Here is a 26,469-nt window from a genome sequence, read left to right on the forward strand (position 1 = left end):
CGGCGAAATCGGCGATCTCGATCCGCCGGCGGGTGTGGTGGGTGTATTGGTCGAACCATGACACCACCGCCCCCCGCCGACGAACACGAGCCACGTGATCACCAAAGACGTTTCACCAGTGGATATCTCGCGGAGATCAAGCAGCTCAAGTATCGGTATCTGCGGGCCCTGGACACCAAGGACTGGGATGATTTCGCCGCCACCCTCACCAACGATGTGATCGGCCACTACGGCGGCCTCGACCTCACCGGCCGCGACGACCTCGTCGGCTTCATGCGCGAGTCGGTGGGACCGGGGGTGATCACCGAACATCGTGTGTCACATCCGGAGATCGACGTCGACGGCGACATCGCGTACGGACGCTGGTACCTGTCGGATCGGGTGATCGTCGCCGAGGTCGAGTTCATGCTCATCGGCGCCGCCTTCTACGCCGACGAATATCGACGCACCGCCGACGGCTGGCGGATCTGCGCCACCGGATACGAGCGCACCTACGAGGCGCACGTACCGCTGGCGTCGATCCCCGGGTTCAGCGTCACGCCGGGGCCGGCGATCGTGGTTCCTGAATGATCACCGTTCGGCGAATGATCACCGAGCCCGCAGGATCACCGTTCCCGGAGAATCAGTGAGGCGATGCCGTCGCGATCGGTGACGTCGAGCTTGGCACAGGCCCGGTAGATGTGGCCCTCGACGGTGCGGACCGAGACGGTGAGCCGCTCGGCGATCTGCCGGTTGGACAGTCCCGACGCCACCAGCGTGGCGATCTCACGTTCGCGGGTGGTCAGCGGCAGCGGCTGCGCGGCCTCGAGCAACGCCGGGGTGCGCAGGCCACCGCAGGCCGCGGCCAGGCGATTGGCCATCGACGACGACGCCACCGTCGCCGACCGTTTGCCGGCCTTGTCATGGATCGCCGACGCCTGCGCGGCGACGTCGGCCGCCGACAGCCGCAGCCCCAGTGCCTCGAGATCGGCGGCGCAGACGTCGAGTTCCACCCCGTCACCGGCGGCGAGCGCCTCGGCGTGCCGGGCGTAGAGGCCCGGCAGCGGACCGTCGATCCGTTCGGCCAGTTCGGCCAGGCGCCCGGCCGGGCCGGCGTCACCGAACCGGACGACGGTGTGCAGCGCCTGCGCCTCGACGGCCAGTTGCCCGGTCTGCGCGGCCAGCGCGGCCGCATCCCACGCCCGCCGGATACCCAGTGACACCGTGCCGGCGGCGGCCGCCTGCCAGGCCTCGGCGATGCGCAGCATCGGCCGGAACACCGCGACGTGCCGGCCGTCCCGGGCGCGGGCGCGGGCCAGGACGGCCTCGGCGCGGTCGGCCTCCCCCAGCGCGCTCAGCGCCTGGGCGAGAAAGACATAGGCGGGGAAATTCCACGAGGCCGAGTACTCCTCGCCGTCGAGGGTGGCCAGGGTCTGCTCGATCCGCCGCACCACCGATGCGCATTCGCCCCGAGCCAGTTCGACGGCGGACACCAAAATCCCGGACATCGCCCAGCTGAGATACTGCGCGGTGTCGGCGAACGCCACGTAGCGTCCGGCGGCGGCGTCGGCGGCGTCGAGTCGGCCGCCGAGGATGAGTCCGAGGATCTCGCCGATCCCGGCCGGATACCGCAACAGTCCGTCGGTGAACTTCTCGGCCTCGCGGGCCCGCTGGATCAGCGGATCGAGTTCGTCGCCGCGCCCGATGAGGGCCCGGGACAGCATGCCACCGAACACACCCCATTCGACCGCCCACGGCAGCGCGTCCTCCGGTGCCAGTGCGGCATCCGACAGGCGCAGCGCGTCATCCAGCTTGTTCTCGAAAAGCGCACAGGCAGAACTGATTCCGTCGACGATTCCCATCAGGTGCGGATCGGTCACCGCAGCGCGCACCGCGTCGAGGATGGTCGATGCCCGGTCGGCGTCGTTCATCACCCAGAACATGTTGCCGACGCGCTGCAACCCGATCCGCAACTGCAGCGACGCCTCGAGCCCGGTGGTGTCGATGCGCGCGAGGATCGCCTCGGCCTCGTCGGGATGCCCCTGCCACATCAATGCCCGCGAGAGCAGTTCGGCCTCGGCGGGACCGCCGCCCTCCTCGAGCGCGGCGCGCGCGAATCGCTCCCCCATCGGGGTCTGCGCCAGGTTCAGGGCGTCGCCCGCGGCCGCCGACAGCAGACCGAGGTCGACCGCGGACGCGTCACTCTCCAAGGCCAATTCGGCCAGCCGGATGCGGTCGGCGGGTGACGACAGCGAGCGCCCGCGCAGGGCCTTCACCAGATTGCCGCGCAGGCGCCGCGACGAGGCGAAGCCGAGGCGTCGGCGGATGACCTCCCCGAACAGTGGATGGTGGAAGCCGACGTTGAGGTTGCGGCCCTCCCGTTCGATCCGCACCAGTCCGTCGATCTCGGCTTCCTCGACCGCCTCCTCCCCGGCCACCTCGGCGAGGACGTCGAGATCGAGGGGTTCACACAGGCTCAGGTATTTCAGTGCGGTCAGCACCGACTCGTGGAGTTGTTCGATCCGTCCCTCGAGCAGCGAGGCGAGTTCGGAGGTGATGGCCGCACGTCCGCGCAGCTGCCACACCCCGTTGACCTGCCGCAGCGTGTTGGCCTGACGGGCACCGTCGACGAGGTGGCGCAGGAACAGCGCGTTCCCGCCGGACGCCGCCCACATCCGATCGGCCGAATGTTCCTCGAGTTGGCCGCCGAGCACCGACTCCACCAGTTCGACGCTCTGCTCCTTGGTGAACGGCGACAAGGTGATCCGCAGCAGGTGGTTGTCCTTCCACAACGAGGTCACCGCGTCGGGTACGGTCTCGCCGCTGCGGACCGTCGCCACGATGTGCACCGCGCGGTCGATGGCGAGTTGATGCAGCAGCGTCGCCGACAACTCGTCGAGCAGGTGCGCGTCGTCGACGCCGATGACGGCGTGACCGTCGGCGAGCAACGATTCGCGGGCCGCCGCGAGGTAGGTGACCGGGTCACTGGAGGTGGCCGTCCCGACCAGATGGGCGAAGACGCCGAGGGGGATGCTGCGCGCGGATTCGGTTCCCGCGACCCACCGCACGCCACTGCCGATGCTCGCGGTGACGTGCCGCGCGAGGGTCGTCTTGCCGACGCCGGAGTCCCCGGTCAGCACCACCCCACCCACGGCGGACTCGCCGCGCAGGGCCGCAGAGATGGCGCGATACTCCTTCTCGCGTTGCACCAGGGGCCAATTCGTTGGCATGGTTGCTGATTTTAGTCCCTTTATCAGCAAATACGCAGGTGAATATCAGCCAACGACATACGGTCGGTTGATCACGCGTCCCGTCGGTTGGTCACCACGACGCCGGCGACGTAGATGACGATGGCGACCACCGCGAAGTACACCAGCGACACATACGAGTTCCAATGGAACACGTCGTCGGCCGAACCGCCGGACAGGAATCGCGACCCATTGGCGAACGGCAGGAACGGGCCGACCCAGTCACGCACCCGCGGAACCGATCCGAGGATGGTCTCCAGCACCAGCATCCACACCAGGACGATGGAGATCGCGCCGGCGGTCTGACGGACCAGCGCACCGATTCCCATCGACAGCAGCACGCACAGCGCGGCGAAGATCGGGGTGCCCCAGATCTGCCGGATCACCGCCGAGTTGCCGAAACCGACGACCGAGGTGCCGAGACCGGCCTGCAGGATCAGGATGCACACGACCGCCAGGACCAGCGTCGTGATCACGGTGAGCGCAACGTAGACGACGGCCTTGCCGATCAACACCAGCGGCCGGTTCGGCACCGCGAGGAACGACGCGCGGATCGTGGAGAACCGGTATTCGCTGGTGATGCCGAGGACCGCCATGATCATCAGGACGATTACGGCGAACTGCTGCAACCCGACCAGGAGCACGGTCATCGCGGAGCCGTCGGCGATCTCGGTGCTGCTCGTTCCGGTCTCGTCGGGTGCCCCGGTGAACAGCGCACTGAACAGCGCGGTGATACCGATGCTGAGCAACACCACCAGCCCCATGCACCAGTACGGGGAGCGGATGGAGCCGAGTTTGATCTGTTCGGCGCGCAGGACGTCGATCACTGCGGACCTCCCTGGGACGGGCCCGGGAACGGCCCCGGTGCGGGCGGGGCAGGCGGGAATCCGGGTGGCGGCACCTGACCGGGTGGCACATACCCCGGTGGTGGCGAGCCGTGGCGCGGCGGACCCGAATGCATACCCGGCTCGGCGCCCGGCATCGCCACACCCATCTCGTGGGCGCCGCCACCCGGCGCCGCCCCGGCACCACCCTGATACTCGACGGCGTGCGCGGTCATCGCCATGAACGCCTCCTCCAGCGATGCCTGCGCGCCGACGAGTTCGTGCAGGGTCACCCCGGCCGCGGCGGCGATGTCGCCGATCCGATCGGTGGTCGATCCGTCGTCGACGACGAACACGGTGCGTCCGTGGGCGTCGATCTCCGGGTGCGGCGTCACGCCGGCGGTGACCAGCGCGTGATGGAGTTGATCCGGATAGGGCGAGCGCACCCGCACGATGGTGCGGGCCGCCGCGGTGAACTCGGCGACCGACTTGTCGGCGATCAGCCGGCCCTGCCCGATGACGATGAGGTGATCGGCGGTCAGCGACATCTCGGTCAGCAGGTGACTGGACACCAGGACGGTCCGGCCCTCGGCGGCCAGCGCTTTCATGAAGTTGCGGATCCAGACGATGCCCTCGGGATCGAGGCCGTTGACCGGCTCGTCGAACAGCAGGGTGTGCGGATCGCCGAGGATCGCGCCGGCCAGTCCGAGGCGCTGCGACATGCCCAGGGAGAAACCCCCGGCGCGTTTGCCCGCGACCTGGGTCAGGCCGACGGTCTCGAGGACCTCGTCGACGCGGGCGGCGGCGATGCCGTTGCTGGCGGCCAGCCACCTCAGGTGTGCCCGGGCGCTGCGGTTGGGGTGCACCCACTTCGCGTCGAGCAGGGCACCGACCTGCCGCAGCGGATGATCGAGGTGACGGTATTCCTTGCCGTCGATGGTGGCGCGTCCCGCGCTCGGCCGGTCCAGTCCCAGCATCATCCGCATGGTGGTGGACTTGCCCGCACCGTTGGGTCCGAGGAAGCCGGTGACGATCCCGGATGCCACCTCGAAACTCAGGTTGTCGACGGCACGCACCGGCCCATAGTCTTTGGTGAGGTTCTCCACTCTCAGCACGGACTCGACACTACACAGCCTTCGGTGTCGGCCGGGCGGTGCGATGTCTCAGGGTGATGTCTCAGGCGTCGCGGTCGGGCGAGGAGGCGTTCGCCCAGCGTCGCCGCGGAATCCGGCCCGCACCGGCGGCCAACCGGCCGGCGGTGACGCCGTGCCGCATCGCCGCGGCCATCCGTTCCGGATCGTCGGCGCGCGTCACCGCCGTCGCGAGAAGTACTGCGTCACAACCGAGTTCCATGGCGAGAGCGGCGTCGCTCGCGGTTCCGATCCCGGCGTCGAGAACGATCGGTACCGTCGCCCGCGAGACGATCATCTCGATGTTGTGCGGGTTGCGGATACCGAGGCCGGTACCGATCGGCGAGCCCAACGGCATCACCGCCGCCACGCCGAGGTCGGCGAGTCGGGCGGCCAGCACCGGATCGTCGTTGGTGTAGGCGAGTACGACGAATCCGTCGTCGACGAGTTGGGTTGCGGCGTCGAGGAGTTCGACGGGATCGGGCAGCAGCGTCCGCTCGTCGGCGACCACCTCGAGTTTCACCCAGGACGTCTCGAGTGCCTCCCGCGCCAGTCGCGCGGTGAGGACCGCCTCGGCCGCGGTGTGAGCGCCCGCGGTGTTGGGCAGGATGTCGATCCCCAATCGCCGCAGCAGTTCCAGCACGCCGGTGGCACTGTCGGCACTGACCCGCCGGATGGCCACGGTCGTGAGTTCGGTGCCCGAGGCGATCAGTGCGCGGGAGAGAACATCGAGGTTTCCCGCACCGCCGGTACCCATGATCAGGCGTGAGGTGAACTGTTTGTCGGCGATGCGCAGCGGATCGCCGATTCCCGGGTCGACCGCGGTGCCGAACGCGGATTCGGCCGGCGCGCTAGCCACCTTGCACCGCCGTCACGATCTCCACCACGGCACCGTCGGAAAGGCCACGGCCCCAGCCACTTCGGGGTATCACCTCGCCGTCGACGGCCACCGCGATCCCTCGATCGGGCAGACCCATCGTCGACACCAGGTGCGCCACCGATCGGTCGTCGGCGAGGTCCATGGTGTTCCCGTTGACCCGTATCGTCATACTCGTTCCCCTTTCGTGACGCCCGCCCCGATCCCGGTCTCCCTCGGCGCCTCGCCCAGCAACTCGAGGACCGCGTCGGATGTGTAGGGCGCCAACATGATTCCGTTGCGCCCGTGACCGGTCGCGATCACCGTCCGGTCGTCGGCCCGTTCGATGATCGGGAGGCCGTCGGGCGAACACGGCCGGAATCCCACCCCCACCTCGGTGAGTGAATACTCGCGCAGGCCCGGATAGACCTCGATCGCGTCGGCGAGCAACTCGGCCACGCCACCGGCCCGTGCCGCACCCGAGGCGTTCCGCCAGTCGGACACGTCACCTTCGTATTGTGTTGCGCCGACGACGATTCCGTCGCTTCTCGGCACCAGGTACACCATCCGGCCGTCCACTCGAGCGCGGATGACGTGCCGCGGCGGCGGTACCGTCCAGCGGTCGGCGGTCAGGCGCAGCACCTCCCCGGCGGCCAGGTGCACCGGGGCCGACGGCCACAGGTCCACCATGCCGGCGCCGGCGGTGAGCAGCACCTGATCGGCGTCGACCTCGGCCGGCGAGGTGATCCGGCGGGTGACGATGGTGCCACCCACTGCTTGCAACGCTGCGCGCAGTGCCGCCAGTAACCGCCGATTGTCCACTGCCCCTTCGCCTCGCGCGAGGTATCCACCGCGCAGCCGCGGCCCGACGGCCGGCTCACGACGACGGATCTCCGCGGCGCCGACGGGTGTCAGGTCGTCGTCGCCGCGCGGTCGGGCCGACCACACGAAGTCGGCGAGTTGGCGGAGGTAGGCGACGTCGGCGGCGGTGGTCGCGACGAACAGTGAGTCGCGGGCCGCGATGATCGACGGGTCGCCGAGTCGCTCGACGAGTGCCGGCCAGCGCCGCACCGAGGCTTCCGAGAGCGCCAGCAATGCGTCCTCGCCGGGATGTCCCTCGCCCAGCGAGCCGAGCATCCCGCCAGCCACGTGCGCGGCGCGGTAATGCTCGCCGGCGTCGAAAACCGTGACGCGCCAACCACGATCGGCGGCGGCCAGTGCGCAGGTGAGGCCGATGACGCCGCCACCGACGACGGCCAGCGTCCGCCCGTGCGGCCGTACGGATTCCGGGATCCGCGAATGATGCATCCGTGCTCCTTCCTTCGCCGGCATGATCCGGATCAGGTGTGACGGTCTGCGGGGGCGGCCCGCACTCTCAGCCCGACGTTCCCCGGACTCCCGTGTGGTGGTGCCAAGCCTACCCCCGACCGCACGGCCGCTACTCTCGTCCCCATGTCGACCGAATCTCGGACTCCCGGGACCGGCCGCGCCGAGGGACCATCCCGGCGCGATCGCCTCACCACCACCCGGCTCTACCTGTGCACCGACGCCCGCCGCGAACGCGGAGACCTGCCGGCCTTTGTCGATGCCGCGCTTTCCGGTGGGGTCGACATCGTGCAACTGCGCGACAAGGGTTCGGCCGGTGAACGCGAGTTCGGCGTGCTCGAGGCCCGCGAGGAACTCGCCATTCTCGCCGACCTGCGCAGCATCGTCGACGCACACGGCGCACTGCTGGCGGTCAACGATCGCGCCGACATCGCCGCACTCGCCGGCGCCGACGTTCTGCATCTCGGCCAGGGCGACCTGCCTCCTGCCGACGCCCGGCGCATCGTCGGCGACGACGTTGTGATCGGCGCCTCCACCCATGACCCGGAGCAGGCCGCGGCGGCGATCGCCGACGGCGACGTCGACTACTTCTGCACCGGACCGTGCTGGGCCACCCCGACAAAACCGGGTCGGGTCGCCGCCGGCCTCGACCTGGTGCGGTCGGTGGCCGCGACCGGCACCGCCAAGCCGTGGTTCGCGATCGGCGGCATCGACGCCGACCGCGTGCCCGAGGTCGTCGACGCCGGGGCCGGACGGATCGTCGTGGTCCGGGCGATCACCGCGGCCGCGGACCCCGCTGCGGCGGCGACCGATCTGCGGAGTCGGCTCGGCTGAACTGACGCAGCACCATTCACCCGCAACCGGAGATGCTGCCGAAAGCGACCCCGCGGGCGTGGTACCAGCAAACCGAAAGGCCACGATGATCAGCGACGACGACGGCCATGCGGAGAACCTGACGTTCGCGGAGCAATTGACGTTCGCGGAGCAATTGGCGTTCGTCGAAGAGATGGCCAACCGTTTCGGGCCAATCCGGGACGCTTTTGTCAACCGGCGGCAGGAGTTCGAAACCGAAGGACTCGGCGTGCCGGTGTACATGGTTCTTGCCGATACGGCGTCGTGGATCGAGCGCAGCTCCACGTCCGATCCGATGGGCGTATCCCGCATGCTCGACGCATTCGATTCCGCGTACACGAGTAGCGGAGTGAGTATTCGTGCGCTCATCGGGGTGGGTTTGGTCGAGAGCCTTCCGGGGATGTGGAGTGAACCCGGCAGGAACGTGTGGGACCTCGCCGGAAGCAACGTTCGGCGACTCATGGACGTGTACGCGAAACAGGGCGCGATTTTCGGAAAGGACCTTCTCTGAGCAGAAGCCGGGTCGAGGCAGGCGTACCTTGCCACTCACCCACGCGGACTGCCCTGAGTCCCCTCCCGAAAACCGTTTGCCCACCGCCACGAGCCGGGTCTATGGTGGTCGGATCATGTCGTGGACACACATCGCGCTCGTAACCCGCCGCAGCGGGGTCTGATTTGACCGACCCCCCGCTGCGGGGTCGGCGTGCGCTGGATGTCATGCGTTGGAAGTCGGTCACCCACTCTTTGACCGAAACGATGATCCACGATGCATTCTCGTCACCTCTCGCCCGCACCCTTGTCCTCGGGTGAGCGCGACCCTCATCCGTCCACGTTCCCCTGGTCGCGCTGCGGCGGTCCACTCCCTCGCGGCATTCGCGAGGAGGCAACGGGCATGACCTGGCAAGAGTTCAATGAATCCTACGGCGCGAGCGGCGCCATCCGCCTCGGGTCCTTCTCGGTGGCACCGGCCCCGGCGGACATGGTCGAATGCCGGGCCACCATGGCCTACGCCGACCGGATCATGTCGCTGTCGTCCACCTCGACCGGCCCGATCGGCGCCATGACGTCGATGCTGCACGAGATGGGTGCGCACGTCTCGATCCTCACGCTGCATCAGCGCCCGACCGACGACGGATTCGCGTCGTTTCTGCTGTGTGAGCGCGACGACCGGAAGTGCTGGGCCTACGGCGACGGCGCCACCGGCGACGAGGCCAACGTCAAGGCCCTGATCGCCGGCGCCAACCGACTCCTCGAGCCGTAGGCGCAGGCCCCGGGAGGTCCGGCAGCGCTCAGGTCGGGTCGAGCGCCGCCAGACGTTCCCGCAACTGAGGCCACGCCTCACCGAAGGCGGGATGCAGCGGCAGACTGTCGACGTCGGCCTCGTCGACCCACCGCAGTTCCGCGGATTCACCGTTGGCCACGGTCCGGACCGGCGCGTCGACGTCGGCGATCACCGTCGTGTAGGTCCACGCGTCCACCCGGTGCGTCACCAACGCGGCGACCACATGCAGGTCGTCGGCCTCGATTCCGGCCTCCTCGTGCGCCTCACGCAACGCGGTGTCGATGGCGCTCTCGTGGGAGTCACGCGCCCCGCCGGGCAGACCCCAGGTGCCGCCCTGATGGGACCAGACCGCCCGATGCTGCAGCAGGATCAGGGTCCGGCCCTCCTCCTCGTGGGGCGCACGGACCAGCAGTCCCGCCGCACCGTTGACACCCCAATACCGGCTGCCATCGCCACCGATGACCCAGCCGTCCCCGTCTCCGCGCACACATGCCTCCTCGACACCCGAGAATCGCCGGCGAGAAACTCACCACCGCCATCCACGGCAGGTGCGTCCGCACCACCACCGTTCCTCCACCGTATGTGAGGCAGCGCACCTCGGCCAGGGGTGGCGCGCGTGTCGGGCCGATGCGGGCGAAGTGGAGAAAACGCCCCGGGGAGGTGGGGCATCGGCCCGTCGACATGTCCTAGGGTTGAAACGGACTCCTCCCCCGGAGCGATTCATCCGATACCGAGCGATTCGCCCGATACCGGACACTGCCACGCCGCGGCGAGGCGTCGGTGGGTGCGCCCTGCCGATGCGGGCGGAGCGACCAGCACACTGAGCAGTTCGCTGCCCAGGACCGGCGGCCAGAAGAGGTGACGACGTGACCGGCGACGCATCTGGAGTGCGTACCGCGCTCACTCGTGCGGGTCGCACGATCCGACCGCATCCCACCACCCCACCGATCCGGCAGGTCCTCACCGACCGTCGCGAACTGATGTCGATGGGCCGGGGGCGCGCCCAGTCACCGTTGGTCACGCTGCGTCACTACGCCCGCACCACGCCCGGCAAACTCATCATGATCGTCGCCGTCGTGGCCATCGGGATCCTCGCCACCGGCTGGTACGGCTCCAACGTGCTCGAGAAACGCACCGACTCCCTGAAATCGATGATCGACGTGGACGAACCCCTCGCAGAGGCGTCCCAGGTGCTCTACAGCTCGCTGTCGATCGCCGACGCCGCCGCCAATTCCGCGTTCATCTCCGGCGGTCTGGAATCCCCCGAATTGCGGGCACGCTATTCCGACGCACTGGCCACCGCCTCGGCGTCGCTGATGCGGGCAGCGGGCACCTCGGGGGCGCCCGGCGAGGACAACGACGCCACCGACCGCGCGATCAACGCCGACCTGCAGACCCTCGCCACGACGATCCCCGTCTACAGCGGACTCATCGAGACCGCCCGCATCAACAACCGGCTCGGCAACCCGGTGGGCAGCGCCTATCTCGGTCAGGCGTCGGCGCTCATGCAGGACCAGATCCTGCCGTCGGCCCAACGACTCTACGATCGACGCTCCACCGCGATCGCCGACCCGCAGCAGGCCCTGACGATCCCGCCCTACGGGGTCTACTTCGGGTTGCTCGTGGTGAGCCTGGCCCTCATCGCGACCTCCCGGTTCCTGGTGCGCCGCACACGACGCCGATTCAACATCGGGGTGCTCGCCGCCCTCGTCGCGATCCTCGGGGGGCTGGCGTGGCTGCTCATCTCCGGGTTGGCGTCCGTCGCGGCCACCAATTCGGCGAAGGTCGACGGCGCCGATCCCCTCGGGCAGCTCACCGAGGCCCGCATCCTCACCCAGCAGGCACGGTCGGCGGAGACCCTCTCGCTGGTCCGTCGCAGCGATCAGGCCGACCTCGACCAGACCTTCGCGACCGCCACCGACAGCATCAGTACGACGTTGACGCATCTGGGTGGGCAAACCGCCGACGACGACGGCGCGTTGTCGTCGTCGCAGGTGGAGTCGGTGAAGTCGGCGCTGGCGCAGTGGCGCGAATCCGACGAGCAGGCCCGTGCGGCGATCGAGAAAGGTGACTTCGCGACCGCCCGCACCCTCACGATCGGCAGCGACCCGTCGAGCACCGCGAGCAGCTACGCCGCGGTCGACTCGGCGTTGACCGACGCGATCACCACCACCCGCAACTCGTTCCGCGACGACATCAACACCGCGCAACGGGTCCTCGGCTACACCGGTACCGGGATCATGGTGCTGTCGATCTTCGCCGCCGCGGCCCTCGTGCTCGGCATCATCCCGCGGATCCGGGAATACCGATGAGCCCCGGACCGATGAATCCCGGACCGATGAATCCCGGACCGATGAACCCCGGACCGATGAACCCCGGACGGCATCCGCTCACCCCGCCGCTCCGCGGAGCGCGACGGTGGATCGTGCTTCTCGGCGCGGTCGTCGCCCTGTGCAGCGGTTGCGTGACGTTCACCGCGCCGGAGTCGCCGCCGCCGTCGGCCGCGGGCGTCACACCCACCCCGCCCGGCGTGCAGACCGCGACGACGACCGAGCCGGTGCCGAACTCGCAGTCGTGCAATGCGACGGCGAGTCTGCGTCCACCCGAGCAGATGCCCGAACCCAACGAGATGCCGCCGAACAGCACGATGGCCGCGATCGCCGCCCGCGGTCGGCTGATCGTCGGCACCGACATCGGCTCCAACCCGTTCAGCTTCCGTGATCCGCTCTCCGGCGACATCCAGGGATTCGACGTCGACATCGCCCGCCAGATCTCCACGGCCATCTTCGGTGATCCCAACCGGATCGAGTACCGGGTGCTCAGCTCGGCCGACCGCACCGAGGCACTGCGCGACGGCACCGTCGACGTCGTGGTCAAGACCATGTCGATCACCTGCGACCGCCTCCGCGAGGTGAGCTTTTCGGCCCCATATTATGTTGCCTCGCAACGGATTCTGGCGCCCAAGAACTCCGGCATCACCGACGTCGACGGACTCGCCGACAAGCGTGTGTGTGCCGCGCGCGGAACGACGTCGATCGGCCGGATGCAGGCCGACCAACCACGTGCCAAGATCATCACCACGACGACGTGGGCCGACTGCCTGGTGATGTTGCAGCAGGGCCAGGTCGACGCCGTCACCACCGACGACGCCATTCTGGCCGGGCTCGCCGCACAGGATCCGTGGGTGGAGGTGGTCGGACCGGGCCTCGGCGCCGAATACTACGGAGTCGGCATCCCGCAGGGGCACGATGACATGGTGCGGTTCGTCAACGGGGTCCTCGCGGAGAACAAGGCCAACGGTCAGTGGTACGCCACCTACAACCGGTGGCTGAGCAATCTGGGCCCCAGCTACGGCCCGCCACAGGCGACATATCGGGACTGAGGGACGATGACCGGGCACGACGAGCGCACCGACGAGACACCTGCGGGTGTCGACGTCGCGACGCAGCGTGCCTCGCTGGAGGACCTCGACGTCGGAACCCAACGCGCGGAATCCGACGACCTCGACCTCGGTACCCAGCGCGCGTCGCTGGACGATCTCGATCCGGGTACCCAGCGCGCATCGCTCGAGGATCTCGATCCGGGGACCCAGCGCGCGACGCCGGAGGATCTCGACCCGGGGACCCAGCGATCCGATCCCGCCGACCTCGGAACCATGGCCACCCCGATGACCGGATCGACCGACCCGGTGGTGCGGTCCGGACCGCTGATCCCGACGGAGGCGCTCACGTCGGTCGGCCAGACCCGGCGTCTGGTCCCCAAACGCCGTCCGCAGGTGCACGATCGGCGACTCGGCAGCGGCCTGGTCGAACTCCCGAAGATCACCGACATCGAACCGGCCGACGCCGTCCTCGACTACCCGGTCATCGCCGAGGCCAAGCGCACCTGCTGGCGCTGTGGCCGTCCGGTGGGGCGTGACTCCGGTTCGGCCGCAGGCGAACTCACCGGAACATGTCCGCACTGCGGCGCCCGGTACTCCTTCGTCCCCGGTCTCGAACCGGGTACCGTGGTCGCCGGGCAGTACGAGATCGCCGGCGCCATCGCCCACGGTGGACTCGGTTGGATCTATCTCGCCATCGACCGCAACGTGTCCGACCGCCCCGTGGTGCTCAAGGGTCTGCTCAATTCGTCGGACTCGGAGGCGCAGCAGGTGGCGCTGGCCGAACGGCAGTTCCTCGCGTCGGTCAATCATCCCGGCATCGTGAAGATCTACAACTTCGTCGAGCACGTCACCGACGACGATCAACGCTTCGGCTACATCGTCATGGAGTACATCGGTGGTCAGACCCTCAAGCAGATCACTTCCGGCGGTGCGGATTCCGACTCCGCGCGGGCGACGTTGCCCATCGAGCAGGCGATGGCCTACATCCTCGAGGTGCTGCCGGCCATCGGGTATCTGCACTCGGTGGGTCTGGTGTACAACGACGTCAAACCCGAGAACATCATGATCTCCAGCGACGAGGTCAAACTCATCGATCTCGGTGCGGTGTCGGCGATCAACGGGTACGGACATCTGTACGGCACACCGGGATTCCAGGCGCCGGAGATCGTGCAGACGGGCCCGCAGGTGGTCACCGACATCTACAGCATCGGACGCACCCTGGCGGTCCTGACCGTCGACATGCCGATGGAGAAGGGTCGCTATCTCGACGGGCTGCCCGACGCCGAGTCGACACCGGTGTTCGCCGACAACCCGTCGTTCCACATGCTGCTGGCGCGGGCGACCGCGGCCGACCCCGACGACCGCTTCGCCTCCGCCGAGGAGATGACCACGCAGCTGCTGAATGTGTTGCGCGAGACCGTCGCCGTGCACACCGGGGTGCCGCGGCCGTCGCTGTCGACGGTGTTCACCCCGCAGCGCTCCACCTTCGGGACCGATCTGATGCTCGCTCCCGTCGACGGCTTCTTCGATCCCGATCTCGCCGCCTTCTACGATCCGGTCGACATCGCCCACGCGTTGCCGGTGCCGCTGGTCAATCCGACCGATCCCGCTGCGGGGCTGCTGAATTCGGCGGCGCTGTCGGATCCGCGGCAGACCCTCGACTCGATCGGCGCGGCCCGGGCCGAGGGTTTCGCCTCGCTGCTGGGCCGCCCGGCCACCAGCGCTCACCCGTCGTTGGAGATCGATCTCGCCGAGGCCCGAGCGCATCTCGAACTCGACGACGTCGACACCGCACTGGCCGTGTTACGAGATGTCTCTGCCCAGCACGGGGATTCGTGGCGGGTGCAGTGGTACATGGGTATCTGTGCCCTGATGAACGATGAACCGGAGTTGGCCCACGCCCGCTTCACCGACGTCCTGGCCGCGATGCCCGGCGAGGTGGCACCCAAGTTGGCGACCGCCGGCACCTCCGAACTCATCGGACGATGGCTCACCGACGAGAAGCACCCGACCGACGACGCCGACGGCGCTCCCGATGCCCGCATCGAGGAGATGTACACGATCGCCGCACACCACTATCACGACCTGTGGCTGACCGACCACAGCATCGTCACCGCCGCCTTCGGGTTGGCGCGACTCGCGGTGGCCCGCGGCGACTTCGACGCCGCGATCGAGCCTCTCGACGAGGTGCCCCCGACGAGCCGTCACTACAACACCGCCCGGGCCACCGCCGTGCTCGCCCTGGTGCACGGACGCGATCCGCAGTTGGTGGAGAAACGTCAGATCATCGAGGCGGCACAGCGTTTGGAGGCGATGCCGGATTCCGAGCCCCGCAAGGCGCGTCTCCAGCTCATCGTGCTCGGCACCACGATGGGGTGGATCATGGCCCATCCCGAGGAGGCCGGCTCCCCGGCCACCGTGCTCGGTGTGCCGTTCACGGAACGCGGACTGCGCGCCGGAACCGAACGCGCACTGCGCTCACTGGCCCGTCAGATGCGCAGCAACCGCGATCATCGTTTCCTGCTCGTCGACCTCGCGAACTACGTGCGTCCCGACAGTCTGTTCTGACGTCGTCGCGTCGAGTGGGCGCCCTATCTCGTCGAGTGGGCGCCATATCCCGTCGAGTGGGCGCCCTTCCCCGTCGAGTGGGCGCCCTTTCCCGTCGAGTGGGCGCCCTATCCCGTCGAGTGGGCGCCTCGCGTTCTACCGACGCACCGACGACGCGGCGCGCACCGAGATCGTGTGATCTCCCGGCGCGAATCGCGACATCATCCGACGGTAGGTGGCGGTGTAGGTCGGCCACATCACCGAGTTCCGGCCGGTCGAGTCGAAATACCAACTGCCACAACCATCGGAGTTCCAGACCGTCGACGCCAGCCGTGCATCGATGTCGGCCACATACCGATCATGGGCGGCCTGCGTCACCTCGACGGTGCCCGCGCCGTGCGCGGCGAGATAGGTCAGCACCTGGCCGATGTAGTAGGCCTGCGCCTCGAGCATCAGCACGATCGACGAGTGCCCGAGGTTCGTGTTCGGGCCGTACATCAAGAACAGGTTGGGAAAGTCCGGGATCTCGACACCGCGGTAGGCGCTCGGCGATCCGTGCCAGACCTCGTCGAGTCGCCGTCCGTCGCGGCCGGTGATGACCGACGCCAGCGGCGGCGCGGTAGGGGTGAACCCGGTGGCGAAAACGATGGTGTCGACCTCGAATTCGGTGCCGTCGGCACTCACCGCACCGGTCGGGGTCAAACGCTCCAGGGCACCGGTGACGGTGGTGTGCGGATGGACGAGCGCCGGATACCACTTGTTGGAGATCAGGATTCGTTTGCATCCGATGCTGAAATCCGGGGTGAGGCGCCGTCGCAGGTCTTCATCGGCGATCTGATGATGCAGATGCCGCAGCGAGATCGCGCGGAAGATGTCGAGGAGCTTGCGGTGGTGCGCCATCGCCATCACGTGGAATTCGTGGGTGAGCCAGGTGAAGCGCCGGGCAGCGCGATGCAGCTTCGGAAAGCGTTTGTAGGCAGCCTGTTCCACCGGCCCGATGGTGCGATCCAGGCGGGGGATCACCCACGACGGAGTGCGCTGGAAGACCACCAGTTGGTCGACGTCGTCCACGATCTCGGGCACGACCTGGATGGCCGACGCACCGCTTCCCACCACGGCTACCCGACGGCCGGCGAGGCTGTGCGCGTGATCCCACTGCGCGGTGTGAAAGACGTTGCCGGAGAAGTCTTCCAGTCCGTCGACCGCCGGGATGGTCGGGGCCGACAACGCCCCGGGCGCCGCTATCAGGTAGGTGGCCAGTACGGTGCCACTCGAGGTGTCCACCCGCCATCGCCCCTGCTCCGCATCCCACAGGGCCGCGAGAACCTCACAGCCATAACGGATCTGGTCGTCGAATTCGCGCGCGACACCCTCCAGGTAGTTCTTGATCTCCCAGCCACGGCCGTAGGTGTGCGACCAGTCGGACTTGTCGGCGAACGAGAGTGAGTACAGGGAGGTGGGCACATCGCAGGCCGCGCCGGGATAGCTGTTGTCACGCCAGACGCCGCCGGGGCCGTCGGCACGTTCGACGGTGACCACAGTGAGATGCGGATGGTCGGTGCGCAGTCGGTGCAGCGCGGCCAGTCCGCCGAATCCGGTGCCGACGATGAGGACGTCGACGCACTCGGTGCCGCCGCTCGGCTCGGGGCCATCCGTGGCGGGCGGTTGCGTGTCGGGTCGATCGGTGGGTGTGAGAGTCATCGTCGGAGCGCCTCCGTGAAGGTGGTGAAGATGCGACCGGCGACGTCGCGGTCGGTGGAGGGGTCGCGCAGCAGGCGCGAAATGGCCAGTCCACGAGCGAGTTCGGCGGCCACCTCGATCTGTTCCGCGGAGTAGCGGTGCCCGAACAGTTCGAGACCGGTGGTCAGCAACTCGTCGGCGATGCGCTGCTCCACCGGGATCAGTGCTTCCCGCAGTGCGGGATCGGTCCGCGAGGCGACCCAGAGTTCCAGCGCCGCATAGAACAGCGGACCGTCGAACACGTCGAGCAGCAGTTCCAGGTCCGGTTCGGCCGCGCCGGCACGTTCGATGATCTCGGCCTTACGCCGGTCGACGAGGTAACCGATCGCGGCCACCACGAGTGACTCCCGCGTCGGGAACTGATGAAGCAGCGCACCGCGCGACACCCCGGCCCGCCGATTGACCTCCTGGGTGGTGGTGGCACCGTAGCCCCGCTCGATCAGCAACGCGACGGTGGCGTCGAGCACCTTGTCGCGCGTCGCCGCCGAGCGTTGCGCCTGAGTGCGCGGGGCGGGCGTCGTCGGGACGGGAGTGGTCGGCGTTTCGGACACTCCGTGATCGTATCCGCCAACTTACGATCAGTCCAGACTGTTTTTGCGAGGTTCTCGTCGCGCACACCACCCCAACACCACTGACCACGCTCACCTCAACGTTGACAGCGCTTTCGTGTGCGTTGACAGCGCTCACCTCGTCGTTGACAGCGCTTCGGGATCGTTCCAGCGCAACCTGCGGAGGCCTCGACACCTCCTCGGCTAGCGCCTCGTCGGGCTCGACCGACGGGTGGGTGAGCGCTGTCAACGCAGGGGCGAGCGCCGTCAACGGTTGGGTGAGCGCTGTCAACGGGTGGGCGAGCGCTGTCACCGTAGGGGCGAGCGCTGTCAACGCGTGGGTGAGCGCCGTCAACGTAGGGGTGAGCGCTGTCAGTGCACCTGCGAGCGCTGTCAGTGCACCCGCAAGCGCCGTCAGTGCGGCACGCGCTACCCCTCGACGACTTCCGCCGACTGCCGGGCGATGGCGAGTTCCTCGTTGGTGGGGACCACCAGGACGGCGACCGGGCTGTCGTCGGTGGAGATGCGTCGCGGTTGCCTGCTGCGCACCACATTGCGTTCCGGGTCGACGACGATGCCGTAGTTCTCCAGCCCGGCAAGGGCGTCGGCCCGGACCGAAGCCGCGTTCTCGCCGACGCCCGCGGTGAAGGTGATGGCGTCCACCCGTCCCAGGTCGATCATGTAGGCGCCGATGTAGCGGCGCAGCCGGTGGATGTAGACGTCGTAGGCCAGCTTTGCGGCCGGGTCGCCGTCGGCGATTCGCTTTGTGACGGAACGGAAGTCGTTGTCTCCGCACAGCCCCTTGAGGCCGGAGTTCTTGTTCAGCAGGGTGTTGATCTGATCGGCGTTCAGTTTGACGACGCGGTGCAGATGCAGCACGACGCCCGGGTCGATGTCACCGCTGCGGGTACCCATCACCAGCCCCTCCAGCGGCGTCATGCCCATGCTGGTATCGATGGGGTCGCCTCCCCGGATCGCCGAGGCGGACGCACCGTTACCCAGATGCAGCACAATCTGATTGACGTCGGACGGTTCCTTGCCCAGCAGGTCCGGCACCTGCTCGGAGACGAACTGATGGCTGGTCCCGTGGAAACCGTAGCGGCGAATGGCATGCAGTTTCGCGACACCGCGGTCGATGGCGTAGGTGGCGGCCGCCTCGGGCAGCGCGTGAAAGAAGGCCGTGTCGAAGACGGCCACCGAGGGCACGTCGGGAAGCTTGTCCCGGGCCGCCTGGATACCGGTGAGATTCGCCGGGTTATGCAGCGGCGCAAGCGAAGAGATGCGTTCGATCTCACTGATGACGTAGTCGTCGATCAGCGTCGGCTCAAAGAACGTGCGCCCGCCATGCACCACTCGGTGCCCCACCGCCGACAGCCCCGCGTTCGCGAGGTCGATACCGCCTTCGGCGAACAAGGCCATCACCCGGCCGATGGCCGCGGCGTGGTCGAGCAGTTCGAGTTTCTCGGTGATCTCCTCACCGGCCTGGACGTGGGTGATCGTTCCCTCGTCCTCACCGATGCGTTCGGCGATCCCCTCCGCGATGACCACCTCGCTACTCGGATGCACGAGTTGATATTTCAGCGACGACGATCCGGCGTTGAGAACCAGCACCGACCCGGCGATCTGGTCGGTCATCGGGTGACCTCCTCGGCGGCCATGTTCTGTGCCTGGATCGCGGTGATGGCGACGGTGTTGACGATGTCGTCGACCAGCGCACCACGCGACAGGTCGTTGATCGGCCGTCGAATACCTTGCAGCACCGGTCCGATGGCGATGGCGCCGGCACTGCGCTGCACGGCCTTGTAGGTGTTGTTGCCGGTGTTGAGGTCCGGGAAGATAAGCACCGTGGCGCGCCCGGCGACCGGCGAATCGGGCATCTTGGTTTCGGCGACGGACGGTTCGACCGCCGCGTCGTACTGAATCGGGCCTTCCACCAACAGATGTGGGGCGCGCTCCCGGACGAGTTCGGTGGCCACGCGCACCTTGTCGACGTCGGCACCGGTTCCCGAACTCCCCGTCGAATACGACAGCATCGCCACCCGAGGCTCGATCCCGAAGCCCGATGCCGTTGTCGCAGAGGAGATGGCGATGTCGGCGAGCTGCTCGGCGGTGGGATCGGGCACGATGGCACAGTCGCCGTAGGCCAGCACCTTGTCGGCCAGGCACATGAAGAACACACTCGAGACGGTGGAGACGCGAGGTGCGGTCTTGATGACCTCGAAGGCCGGACGGATGGTGTGTGCGGTGGTGTGCGCCGCACCGCTGACCATGCCGTCGGCGCGACCGGTGTAGACGAGCATCGTGCCGAAATACGAGACGTCGCGCATCCGTTCCTGCGCCTGCTCGAAATCCATCCCCTTGTGTTTGCGGAGTTCGGCGTAGATCGTCGCGAATTCGTCGGTGAGTGGCGAGGTTTCGGGATCGATGATCTCGACGCCGGTGATGTCGATACCGAGATCCTGCGCGCGCCGGCCGACCGCGTCGGGATCGCCGAGGATGATCAGCGAGACCACGTCGCGACGCAGCAGACGTCCGGCGGCGCGCAGGATGCGATCGTCCCCGCCCTCGGGGAGCACGATGCATTTCTTGTCGGCGCGGGCGCGGGCGATCAGCCCGTACTCGAACATCTGCGGCGTGGTCACCTGACTGGTCGGCACCTTGAGGACGCTCATCATCTCGTCGGCGTCGACGTGGCGTTCCATCAGTTCCAGTGCGGCCTCGATCTTGCGGACCGATCCGACCGCCACCCGCCCGCGGGTCTTGGCCGCGGTGCGCGCGGTTTCGTAGGTCCCCTGTTCGCAGGCCAGGATCGGCAGCGTCGACTTCAGGCCGCTGACGAGTGCGTCGATCATCGGATGAGGATGCAGCCCACCATTGAGAATGATGCCGGTCAGCCGCGGAAAGCCTTGCGCGGCATTGGCGGTCACCAACGCGAGCAGGACGTCGGACCGGTCGGCCGGGGCGATCACGACCATGCCGTCGCTGAGCCGTTCGAGGATGTGCTCGACGGTCATGCCGCCGACCATCACCGTCAGCGCCTCCCGGTCGAGCAGTTCGGGATCCCCGCTGAACAGCGAGGCACCGAGCGCCTCCTGGAGTTCGGCCATGGTGGGCGCGAACAGCACCGGGTCTTCGGGCAGGCACCAGGCCGGTACCGGGACCTTGTCGAGTTCGGCGTGAATCCGTGACATCTGTTGCGGATCACAGCGATTGGCGACGATCGCCGCGGTGGTGGCGTGGATGGCCGCGATCTCGGCCAGCAGGTGTTCGGCGAGCTCGCGCACCTCAGCGGCGGTGTGGCCGGATGCGTTGAGCGCCAGGATGATCGGCGCCGAGAGGTTGGCCGCGACGCGGGCGTTGAAGGCCAGCTCGGACGGATTGCCCACGTCGGTGTAGTCCGAACCGAGGATGACCACGGCGTCGCATCGCGATTCCACGACGTGGAACCGGGCGACGATCTCGGCGATCGCCCCCTCGGGTGCGGCGTGCACCTGGTCGTAGGTGACGCCGATGCAGTCGTCGTAGTCGACGTCGGCCGAGGCGTGCTCGATGAGCATCTCCAGCAGGAAGTCGCGTTCCCCGGCGACGGCCCGCGAGATCGGCCGGAACACGCCGACCCGACCACCGGTCGCCGACAACAACGCGAGCACTCCCAGCGCGATCGTCGACTTTCCGGTACCCCCCTCGGCCGAGGCGATGTAGATACTCGTCGACGGGGCGTTCGCACTGTCCTCGCTGGCTGCGGTCATGGTGTCTTAGCCTAGCGATACCCGCCCGGCCAGGCGCCCTACTGACCGGTCGGTTCGGTACCCTCCGGCCGCGCGGCGTCCGCGACGATCGCGCGCACCACCAGCTCGGCCACCTGTTCATCGGACAAAGCGCTCTGCGGGACGAGCATGACCGAGTAGATCACCCGCACCAGGAATTCAGCGGCTCCTCGCGGATCGGGCACCAGATGTTCACCGATCTCCGGTTCGAGGTCCTGTAGTGCCTCGTCGACGATCCGCTCCACCAGCGACGGCCCGGCGGCGGCGTCGGTGCTGATGATCGCCCGGACGATCTCCTCGGGTTCCTTGCGCAGCACGTATTGCAGGGCCTCGTGCTCCCGGATGTAGGGCAGCACGTTGCGGATCTGGGCGCGGACCTTGCCGGCCGCATCCGGTTCGCTCGCCGCCCAGTCACGCAGCAGCACCCGCAACTGCGCGACCTCACGCTCGACGATGGCCGCGACCAGCGCATCGCGCCCACCGAACATGCGATACGCGGTGGCCCGTGCGACACCCGCGTGGCGAGCCACCGACGTCAGGCTCAGTGCCTTGGCCCCGAAGCGGGACACCAGGCTGACCCCGACGTCCACCATCCGATCGCGTTCCATGAGAAAACGGTAGCGAACGGGTCGCATTCGGGGTGATGCGCCGCGCACGACGTCACAGTCGTGTCACTGTTGTGCGCAGAAGTGTCGATCATAGTAGTCTCACCGCATGCCCCCCGACGGACCCACCGCGCCGACCGCGCTGACCACCGCCATCGCCGACGCGGTCCGCAACGCCCGTCTCGAACGCGACATGACCGTCGCCACCCTGGCCACCGAGTCGGCCGTCTCGCGCGCGATGATCACCAAGATCGAACGCGGCGACGCCCAGCCGACGGCCGCACTGCTCGCGAAACTCGCCAACGCCCTGGGCCTGACACTCTCGGAGCTGATCGCCCGCGCCGAGAATTCCGAGGCCCGGCTGGCCCGCCGGGACGAACAACCCACCTGGACCGACCCCGACACCGGATACCGCCGACGAGCCGTATCCCCCTCCGCCGCACACGATCTCGAACTCGTCGAGGTCGATCTCCCACCCGGCTCACAGGTCTCCTACCCCGCGGAGTCGTATCGCTTCATCGATCAGCAGATCTGGGTCCTGGCCGGCACCCTCAGGTTCGACGAGGGACCAGCGACCCACGAACTCCACCCCGGCGACTGCCTGTCGCTCGGCGCGCCGGCACCGTGCCGATTCCACAATCCGTCCACCACCGAAATGTGTCGTTATCTTGTTGTGCTCCACAAGGTTTCCCGACCGCGCTGACACCGGATCGACCTCGAGAGGCCCCACCATGGACATCCGCGACGCCACCGACCTCGACGCCGAGGGCATCACCGTCATCTACAACGACGCCGTCGAACACACCACGGCGATCTGGAACGATCAGCTCGTCGACGCCGCCAACCGCCGTGCATGGATCGCCGACCGTCGGGCCGCCGGATTCCCCGTTCTCGTTGCCGTGGAACCGGACCCGGGCAATCCCGACGCGGAGCGGGTCCTCGGCTACGCCACCTACGGCCCGTTTCGCCCCCACGACGGCTTCCGCCGCACCGTCGAGCACTCGGTGTATGTCCGTGGGGATCAACGGGGTCGGGGCCTGGGCACCGATCTGATGGCGGCCCTGCTCGATCGGGCGCGCAACGCCGGGGTGCACGTCGTCGTCGCCGGGATCGACGCCGCCAACACCGGGTCGATCCGGCTGCACGAGCGACTCGGCTTCACCCGCGTGGGGACGCTGCGCGAGGTCGGCACGAAGTTCGGATCATGGCTGGATCTCGCGTTCCTGCAACTGATTATCGACGACGGGACGCCCGCCGGTCGGTAAGGCGGATCGGCGGGTTCGCCGACGGCTACCGCCACAGCGGCAGAGCCTGCCAGTTCGAAGGAAATCCCATCTCGCCCTCGGAGCGCATCCGAATCGATGCCAGTCGCGTCGTGATCAGATCGGCGACCCCGTCCACCCAAGTGGTTCCCGGCGAGATCACTTGCAGGAGATGACCCGCAATGCACAGTGAGACGAATACAGATCCGTCCTGGCCCTTGGCCAGTCCACGAAAGCTGTCCATGGCCGCCAACCGGGCGGTTCCCACCGGCGTGAGGTTTCGGTTCCATAGCCGTGAATGATGCGCACAGACGTTGCGCACCACCGTGATGTGTTCGAGGAAGTTGGCCAGAATGTCGCCTGGTCTCGCATTGCTACGGGTTCGCGTGCCCGTGATACCCAAGTCGTGAGCGATACGGTCGCGGTCGCTCATCTTCATGCCTTTGTAAACCTTCGAAACGTCTGCGAAGTCGAGGACCTCCGTCAGCACCCAGATCGGAATCTGCCCGTTGTAGTTGACGAAGTGGTGACCGATGAACGGGTCGCGTCTCTTGGCGCGGTTGGCACGCTTGGTTACGGTGCTCAACCAATCCAAATGCTGCCCGCTGGTGAGGAAATCATCGCTGAACGGAGTGTGACCGAGGTAGGCGACGCCTCCCAGTCGTCCGAGCGCGTGACCGACCTGCGAACGCATGGCAACCTCGATACGCTCAACCGCGCTCAGCATGTGGTTCTTGAGGTGACGATCGAACTCATACAACGCGGCGACATCGGCGAAAGTGGTACCTCGTTCGAAGTGATCGCTGAGGTCCCCAGAGACGTCCCTCCGTCGATAGGGGTACCAGTAGCCACTGAGGCGATAGTAGCCGACCTGCGCCAGCCAGCGAGCGGCGTGTTCCCGATCGCCGATGACCATCCCTCGCTGTTCCAGACGAGCAAGTTGCGCATTGATCGACAGCCATTGCTTCGTCACCATGCGGGAAGGTTAATAGAAGTCCGGCCCGCCCTCGACAAAGCGAGGCGGGCCGAAACGATTACCACAAGTCTAGCCCACAGTTCCCTCACTTGCCACGAGGGTCACTCACGGCCTGACCACCATCGACCGGCTGCTCCTCGCCTACCCGGCGCCACCGCAGCGGCACCCGCAGCAGCCCGCGCGTCAGGGCGACGCCCACCAGGCACAGCACACCGCCGACGATCCGTAGGGGTGTCGGCACTTCGGCGAGCAGCAGCCAGGACAACACGATGACCAGGGCCGGCACCACCAGTGTGGTGGCCGCCATCGCCCCCGCCGACGTGCGGGCCAGTGCATAGGCCCACGTGCTGAAGGCGATGGCGGTCGGGCCGATGCCGAGGAACACCATCCAGCCGATGTCGGCGGCCGCGGCCGAGGCCACCTCGCCGATCGCGGCGGGAACAAAGGGCAGGGTGACGACGAGGCCCGCGATCGCACCCCAGAATGTCGCGGTCAACGCGTCGACGGTGCCCAGCGCCACCTTCTGCACCAGCACGCCGGCCGCGTAGAGCACGGCGGCGAGCAGTCCCAGTCCGACGCCGAGCCAGTCCGCGTGCCGCTCACCGCCACCCACCGTGATGAGGACGACGCCGCCGAAGGCGATGGCGATGCCGACCACCAGCCGCGTCGAGAAGCCTTCGCCCAGAAAGAATCCGGCGAACACGGCGACCAGGATGGGTGCGAGATTCACCAGCAGTGCCGCGGTTCCGGCGTCGATGTGCTGTTCGGCCCAGTTCAGCACCACGCTGTAGGCCCCGAACCACGCTGCGCCGTAGGCGATCACCAGTGCCAGGGATCGGCCGCGCGGTGGCACGAACGGGTTCGACGCCGCGCCACTCGATCGTCGTACCACGACGGCGGCGATCACCACCAGCGCGACGACCGCGATGGCGAGCCGCCCGAAGGCGAGCACCCCCGGCGAGAATGCCTGTCCGGCCGAACGGATCGCGATGAACGACAGGGACCACAGCGCGACGGTGGTGGCCGCGGCGAGGGCCGGGAGATTCACCGCACGTGGCGTCAGAGAATCACTCCGCGACAGTCAGTTTCCGCAGGCGCGGGGCCAGGTCGGACTCGAAGTTGTCGAGGAAACGACGCTGATCATGTCCCGGCGCGTGGAAGACGAGGTGATTGAGGCCGGCGTCGGTGTAGAACTTGACCTTCTCGACGGCCTCATCCGGGTCGGAGGCGACGATCCATCGTTTGGCCACCTGCTCGATCGGCAGTTCGTCGGCCAGACGTTCCATCTCGACCGACGAATTCACGCTGTGCTTCTGCTCGGCGGTCAGCGACAGCGGCGCCCAGAATCGGGTGTTCTCCAGTGCCAGTTGCGGATCCGGATCGTAGGAGATCTTGATCTCGATCATCCGGTCGATCTTGTCGAAGTCACGCTCGGCCTTCTCTGCGCCCTCCTTGACCGCCGGGATCAGCTTCTCGGTATAGAGTTCGGCGCCCTTGCCGGAGGTGCAGATGAAACCGTCGCCGGCCCGTCCGGCGTACCGCGCAACCACCGGCCCACCCGCGGCCACATACACCGGAATCGGTTGTTCCGGAACGTCATACATGTAGGCACCCTGGGTGTGGTAGTACTCGCCGTCGAAGTCGACCTCGTCGCCGGTCCACAGTTCGCGCATCAACCGAATGGCCTCGCGCAGCCGGGCGAAACGCTCCTTGAACTCCGGCCATTCACCCTGAAAACCGGTCGCATATTCATTGAGCGCCTCGCCGGTGCCGACGCCGAGCATGATCCGTCCCGGATACAGGCAGCCCATGGACGCGAAGGCCTGCGCGATGACGGCGGGGTTGTAGCGGAAGGTCGGCGTCATCACCGACGTGCCGATCTGCACCCGCTTGGTACGTTCGCCCACCGCGGCCATCCATGCCAGCGAGAACGGGGCGTGCCCGCCATTGTGCCGCCAGGGCTGGAAGTGATCGCTCACCGCGACCGAATCCATCCCGTGTTCCTCGGCCGCGACCGCGATCTCCACCAACTCGCGGGGATCGAACTGCTCGGCCGACGCCTTAAATCCGAGCTTCAACTGCTGTGCCATGCCGCCGCCTCACTTCGCGGAACGCCCGCCCGGTCTCGAGTTCCGGTGTCGCTCC

At 67.7% G+C, this 26,469-nt stretch carries 24 protein-coding genes; 9 read left to right on the top strand and 15 right to left on the bottom strand.

The window, feature by feature from the left end; all coding sequences use genetic code 11:
* The first annotated feature begins 57 nt into the window (after positions 1-57).
* A complete protein-coding gene (locus tag ABLE92_RS18125) occupies positions 58-570 on the top strand; it encodes a nuclear transport factor 2 family protein (RefSeq protein WP_348806154.1) in 513 nt (170 codons plus the stop codon).
* Positions 571-605: 35 nt separating this feature from the next.
* Here the strand turns inward: ABLE92_RS18125 and ABLE92_RS18130 are convergent, their stop codons facing one another.
* The 6 genes from ABLE92_RS18130 to thiO all read right to left on the bottom strand — a co-directional run bounded on the left by ABLE92_RS18130 (position 606) and on the right by thiO (position 7,345).
* The gene (locus tag ABLE92_RS18130) at positions 606-3,209 is read right to left on the bottom strand and encodes a helix-turn-helix transcriptional regulator (RefSeq protein WP_348806155.1); all 2,604 of its coding nucleotides are present in this window, start codon (positions 3,207-3,209) and stop codon (positions 606-608) included.
* 71 nt (positions 3,210-3,280) lie between these two features.
* Entirely contained in the window at positions 3,281-4,054 is a 774-nt protein-coding gene (locus tag ABLE92_RS18135) for an ABC-2 transporter permease family protein (protein ID WP_348806156.1), read from the bottom strand.
* On the bottom strand, positions 4,051-5,166 hold the full coding sequence (locus ABLE92_RS18140) for an ABC transporter ATP-binding protein (RefSeq protein ID WP_348806157.1): 1,116 nt from the start codon (positions 5,164-5,166) through the stop codon (positions 4,051-4,053). Before ABLE92_RS18140 ends, ABLE92_RS18135 begins: the two co-directional genes overlap by 4 nt.
* A 61-nt stretch (positions 5,167-5,227) precedes the next feature.
* Complete coding sequence (locus ABLE92_RS18145) at positions 5,228-5,989, bottom strand: thiazole synthase (RefSeq protein WP_348806218.1); 762 nt, start codon at positions 5,987-5,989, stop codon at positions 5,228-5,230.
* Positions 5,990-6,032: 43 nt separating this feature from the next.
* Positions 6,033-6,230, bottom strand: coding sequence for a sulfur carrier protein ThiS (gene thiS / locus ABLE92_RS18150; protein WP_348806158.1), 198 nt, complete (start codon positions 6,228-6,230; stop codon positions 6,033-6,035).
* Complete coding sequence (thiO, locus tag ABLE92_RS18155) at positions 6,227-7,345, bottom strand: glycine oxidase ThiO (protein ID WP_348806159.1); 1,119 nt, start codon at positions 7,343-7,345, stop codon at positions 6,227-6,229. The genes thiS and thiO overlap by 4 nt, the downstream gene beginning before the upstream one ends.
* A 144-nt stretch (positions 7,346-7,489) precedes the next feature.
* On the opposite strand from thiO, the gene thiE reads away from it, so the two are divergent.
* The 3 genes from thiE (at position 7,490) to ABLE92_RS18170 (ending at position 9,476) form a co-directional block, all read left to right on the top strand.
* Positions 7,490-8,197: a thiamine phosphate synthase gene (gene thiE / locus ABLE92_RS18160; protein WP_348806161.1), complete on the top strand. Its 708-nt coding sequence runs from the start codon at positions 7,490-7,492 to the stop codon at positions 8,195-8,197.
* Positions 8,198-8,282: 85 nt separating this feature from the next.
* Complete coding sequence (locus ABLE92_RS18165) at positions 8,283-8,726, top strand: hypothetical protein (protein ID WP_348806162.1); 444 nt, start codon at positions 8,283-8,285, stop codon at positions 8,724-8,726.
* A gap of 381 nt (positions 8,727-9,107) precedes the next feature.
* On the top strand, positions 9,108-9,476 hold the full coding sequence (locus tag ABLE92_RS18170) for a 2-isopropylmalate synthase (protein ID WP_348806163.1): 369 nt from the start codon (positions 9,108-9,110) through the stop codon (positions 9,474-9,476).
* Between the two features lie 28 nt (positions 9,477-9,504).
* On the opposite strand, the gene ABLE92_RS18175 is transcribed toward ABLE92_RS18170, so the two are convergent.
* Entirely contained in the window at positions 9,505-9,984 is a 480-nt protein-coding gene (locus tag ABLE92_RS18175) for an NUDIX hydrolase (protein ID WP_348806164.1), read from the bottom strand.
* A 379-nt stretch (positions 9,985-10,363) separates the two neighbouring features.
* Here ABLE92_RS18175 and ABLE92_RS18180 point away from each other — a divergent pair, with 379 nt between their 5' ends.
* The 3 genes from ABLE92_RS18180 to ABLE92_RS18190 are packed head-to-tail and all read left to right on the top strand — an operon-like array spanning position 10,364 to position 15,447.
* Entirely contained in the window at positions 10,364-11,809 is a 1,446-nt protein-coding gene (locus ABLE92_RS18180) for a GlnX family signal transduction membrane protein (protein WP_348806165.1), read from the top strand.
* 56 nt (positions 11,810-11,865) lie between these two features.
* Positions 11,866-12,879: a glutamate ABC transporter substrate-binding protein gene (locus ABLE92_RS18185; protein ID WP_348806219.1), complete on the top strand. Its 1,014-nt coding sequence runs from the start codon at positions 11,866-11,868 to the stop codon at positions 12,877-12,879.
* A 6-nt stretch (positions 12,880-12,885) separates the two neighbouring features.
* Entirely contained in the window at positions 12,886-15,447 is a 2,562-nt protein-coding gene (locus ABLE92_RS18190; protein WP_348806166.1) for a tetratricopeptide repeat protein, read from the top strand.
* Positions 15,448-15,582: 135 nt separating this feature from the next.
* Here the strand turns inward: ABLE92_RS18190 and ABLE92_RS18195 are convergent, their stop codons facing one another.
* From ABLE92_RS18195 to ABLE92_RS18215, 5 genes are all read right to left on the bottom strand, one after another.
* Positions 15,583-17,127 carry a flavin-containing monooxygenase gene (locus ABLE92_RS18195; RefSeq protein ID WP_348806167.1) on the bottom strand — a complete coding sequence of 515 codons (1,545 nt, stop codon included), beginning with the start codon at positions 17,125-17,127 and terminating at the stop codon, positions 15,583-15,585.
* Positions 17,124-17,717 carry a TetR/AcrR family transcriptional regulator gene (locus tag ABLE92_RS18200; RefSeq protein ID WP_348806168.1) on the bottom strand — a complete coding sequence of 198 codons (594 nt, stop codon included), beginning with the start codon at positions 17,715-17,717 and terminating at the stop codon, positions 17,124-17,126. The genes ABLE92_RS18195 and ABLE92_RS18200 overlap by 4 nt, the downstream gene beginning before the upstream one ends.
* A gap of 426 nt (positions 17,718-18,143) precedes the next feature.
* Positions 18,144-19,349, bottom strand: a complete 1,206-nt coding sequence (locus ABLE92_RS18205; RefSeq protein ID WP_348806169.1) for an acetate kinase — start codon at positions 19,347-19,349, stop codon at positions 18,144-18,146.
* Entirely contained in the window at positions 19,346-21,463 is a 2,118-nt protein-coding gene (gene pta / locus ABLE92_RS18210) for a phosphate acetyltransferase (protein WP_348806170.1), read from the bottom strand. The genes ABLE92_RS18205 and pta overlap by 4 nt, the downstream gene beginning before the upstream one ends.
* A gap of 38 nt (positions 21,464-21,501) precedes the next feature.
* Positions 21,502-22,089, bottom strand: coding sequence for a TetR/AcrR family transcriptional regulator (locus ABLE92_RS18215; RefSeq protein WP_348806171.1), 588 nt, complete (start codon positions 22,087-22,089; stop codon positions 21,502-21,504).
* 106 nt (positions 22,090-22,195) lie between these two features.
* Between ABLE92_RS18215 and ABLE92_RS18220 the strand changes: the two genes are divergently transcribed.
* Together ABLE92_RS18220 and ABLE92_RS18225 are read left to right on the top strand one after the other, a co-directional pair.
* Positions 22,196-22,789, top strand: a complete 594-nt coding sequence (locus tag ABLE92_RS18220) for a helix-turn-helix domain-containing protein (protein ID WP_348806172.1) — start codon at positions 22,196-22,198, stop codon at positions 22,787-22,789.
* Positions 22,790-22,817: 28 nt separating this feature from the next.
* Entirely contained in the window at positions 22,818-23,351 is a 534-nt protein-coding gene (locus ABLE92_RS18225) for a GNAT family N-acetyltransferase (RefSeq protein WP_348806173.1), read from the top strand.
* Between the two features lie 25 nt (positions 23,352-23,376).
* Here ABLE92_RS18225 and ABLE92_RS18230 read toward each other — a convergent pair whose 3' ends face one another.
* The 3 genes from ABLE92_RS18230 to fgd form a co-directional block, all read right to left on the bottom strand.
* Positions 23,377-24,324 carry an Abi family protein gene (locus ABLE92_RS18230; RefSeq protein ID WP_348806174.1) on the bottom strand — a complete coding sequence of 316 codons (948 nt, stop codon included), beginning with the start codon at positions 24,322-24,324 and terminating at the stop codon, positions 23,377-23,379.
* A gap of 85 nt (positions 24,325-24,409) precedes the next feature.
* Positions 24,410-25,372, bottom strand: coding sequence for a DMT family transporter (locus ABLE92_RS18235; protein ID WP_348806175.1), 963 nt, complete (start codon positions 25,370-25,372; stop codon positions 24,410-24,412).
* A gap of 19 nt (positions 25,373-25,391) precedes the next feature.
* A complete protein-coding gene (gene fgd / locus ABLE92_RS18240; protein WP_348806176.1) occupies positions 25,392-26,414 on the bottom strand; it encodes a glucose-6-phosphate dehydrogenase (coenzyme-F420) in 1,023 nt (340 codons plus the stop codon).
* Positions 26,415-26,469: the final 55 nt, after the last annotated feature.

Origin of the sequence: Gordonia oleivorans, from assembly GCF_040044975.1 — a bacterium.
Classification (GTDB): Bacteria; Actinomycetota; Actinomycetes; order Mycobacteriales; family Mycobacteriaceae; genus Gordonia; species Gordonia oleivorans.

Coding starts and splice junctions, on each gene's coding strand:
- ABLE92_RS18125 (WP_348806154.1), top strand. CDS start 58: ATGACACCACCGCCCCCCGCCGACGAACACGAGCCACGTGATCACCAA.
- ABLE92_RS18130 (WP_348806155.1), bottom strand. CDS start 3,209: ATGCCAACGAATTGGCCCCTGGTGCAACGCGAGAAGGAGTATCGCGCC.
- thiS (WP_348806158.1), bottom strand. CDS start 6,230: ATGACGATACGGGTCAACGGGAACACCATGGACCTCGCCGACGACCGA.
- thiO (WP_348806159.1), bottom strand. CDS start 7,345: ATGCATCATTCGCGGATCCCGGAATCCGTACGGCCGCACGGGCGGACG.
- thiE (WP_348806161.1), top strand. CDS start 7,490: ATGTCGACCGAATCTCGGACTCCCGGGACCGGCCGCGCCGAGGGACCA.
- ABLE92_RS18165 (WP_348806162.1), top strand. CDS start 8,283: ATGATCAGCGACGACGACGGCCATGCGGAGAACCTGACGTTCGCGGAG.
- ABLE92_RS18170 (WP_348806163.1), top strand. CDS start 9,108: ATGACCTGGCAAGAGTTCAATGAATCCTACGGCGCGAGCGGCGCCATC.
- ABLE92_RS18185 (WP_348806219.1), top strand. CDS start 11,866: ATGAACCCCGGACGGCATCCGCTCACCCCGCCGCTCCGCGGAGCGCGA.
- ABLE92_RS18190 (WP_348806166.1), top strand. CDS start 12,886: ATGACCGGGCACGACGAGCGCACCGACGAGACACCTGCGGGTGTCGAC.
- ABLE92_RS18195 (WP_348806167.1), bottom strand. CDS start 17,127: ATGACTCTCACACCCACCGATCGACCCGACACGCAACCGCCCGCCACG.
- ABLE92_RS18205 (WP_348806169.1), bottom strand. CDS start 19,349: ATGACCGACCAGATCGCCGGGTCGGTGCTGGTTCTCAACGCCGGATCG.
- pta (WP_348806170.1), bottom strand. CDS start 21,463: ATGACCGCAGCCAGCGAGGACAGTGCGAACGCCCCGTCGACGAGTATC.
- ABLE92_RS18215 (WP_348806171.1), bottom strand. CDS start 22,089: ATGGAACGCGATCGGATGGTGGACGTCGGGGTCAGCCTGGTGTCCCGC.
- ABLE92_RS18220 (WP_348806172.1), top strand. CDS start 22,196: ATGCCCCCCGACGGACCCACCGCGCCGACCGCGCTGACCACCGCCATC.
- ABLE92_RS18225 (WP_348806173.1), top strand. CDS start 22,818: ATGGACATCCGCGACGCCACCGACCTCGACGCCGAGGGCATCACCGTC.
- ABLE92_RS18230 (WP_348806174.1), bottom strand. CDS start 24,324: ATGGTGACGAAGCAATGGCTGTCGATCAATGCGCAACTTGCTCGTCTG.
- fgd (WP_348806176.1), bottom strand. CDS start 26,414: ATGGCACAGCAGTTGAAGCTCGGATTTAAGGCGTCGGCCGAGCAGTTC.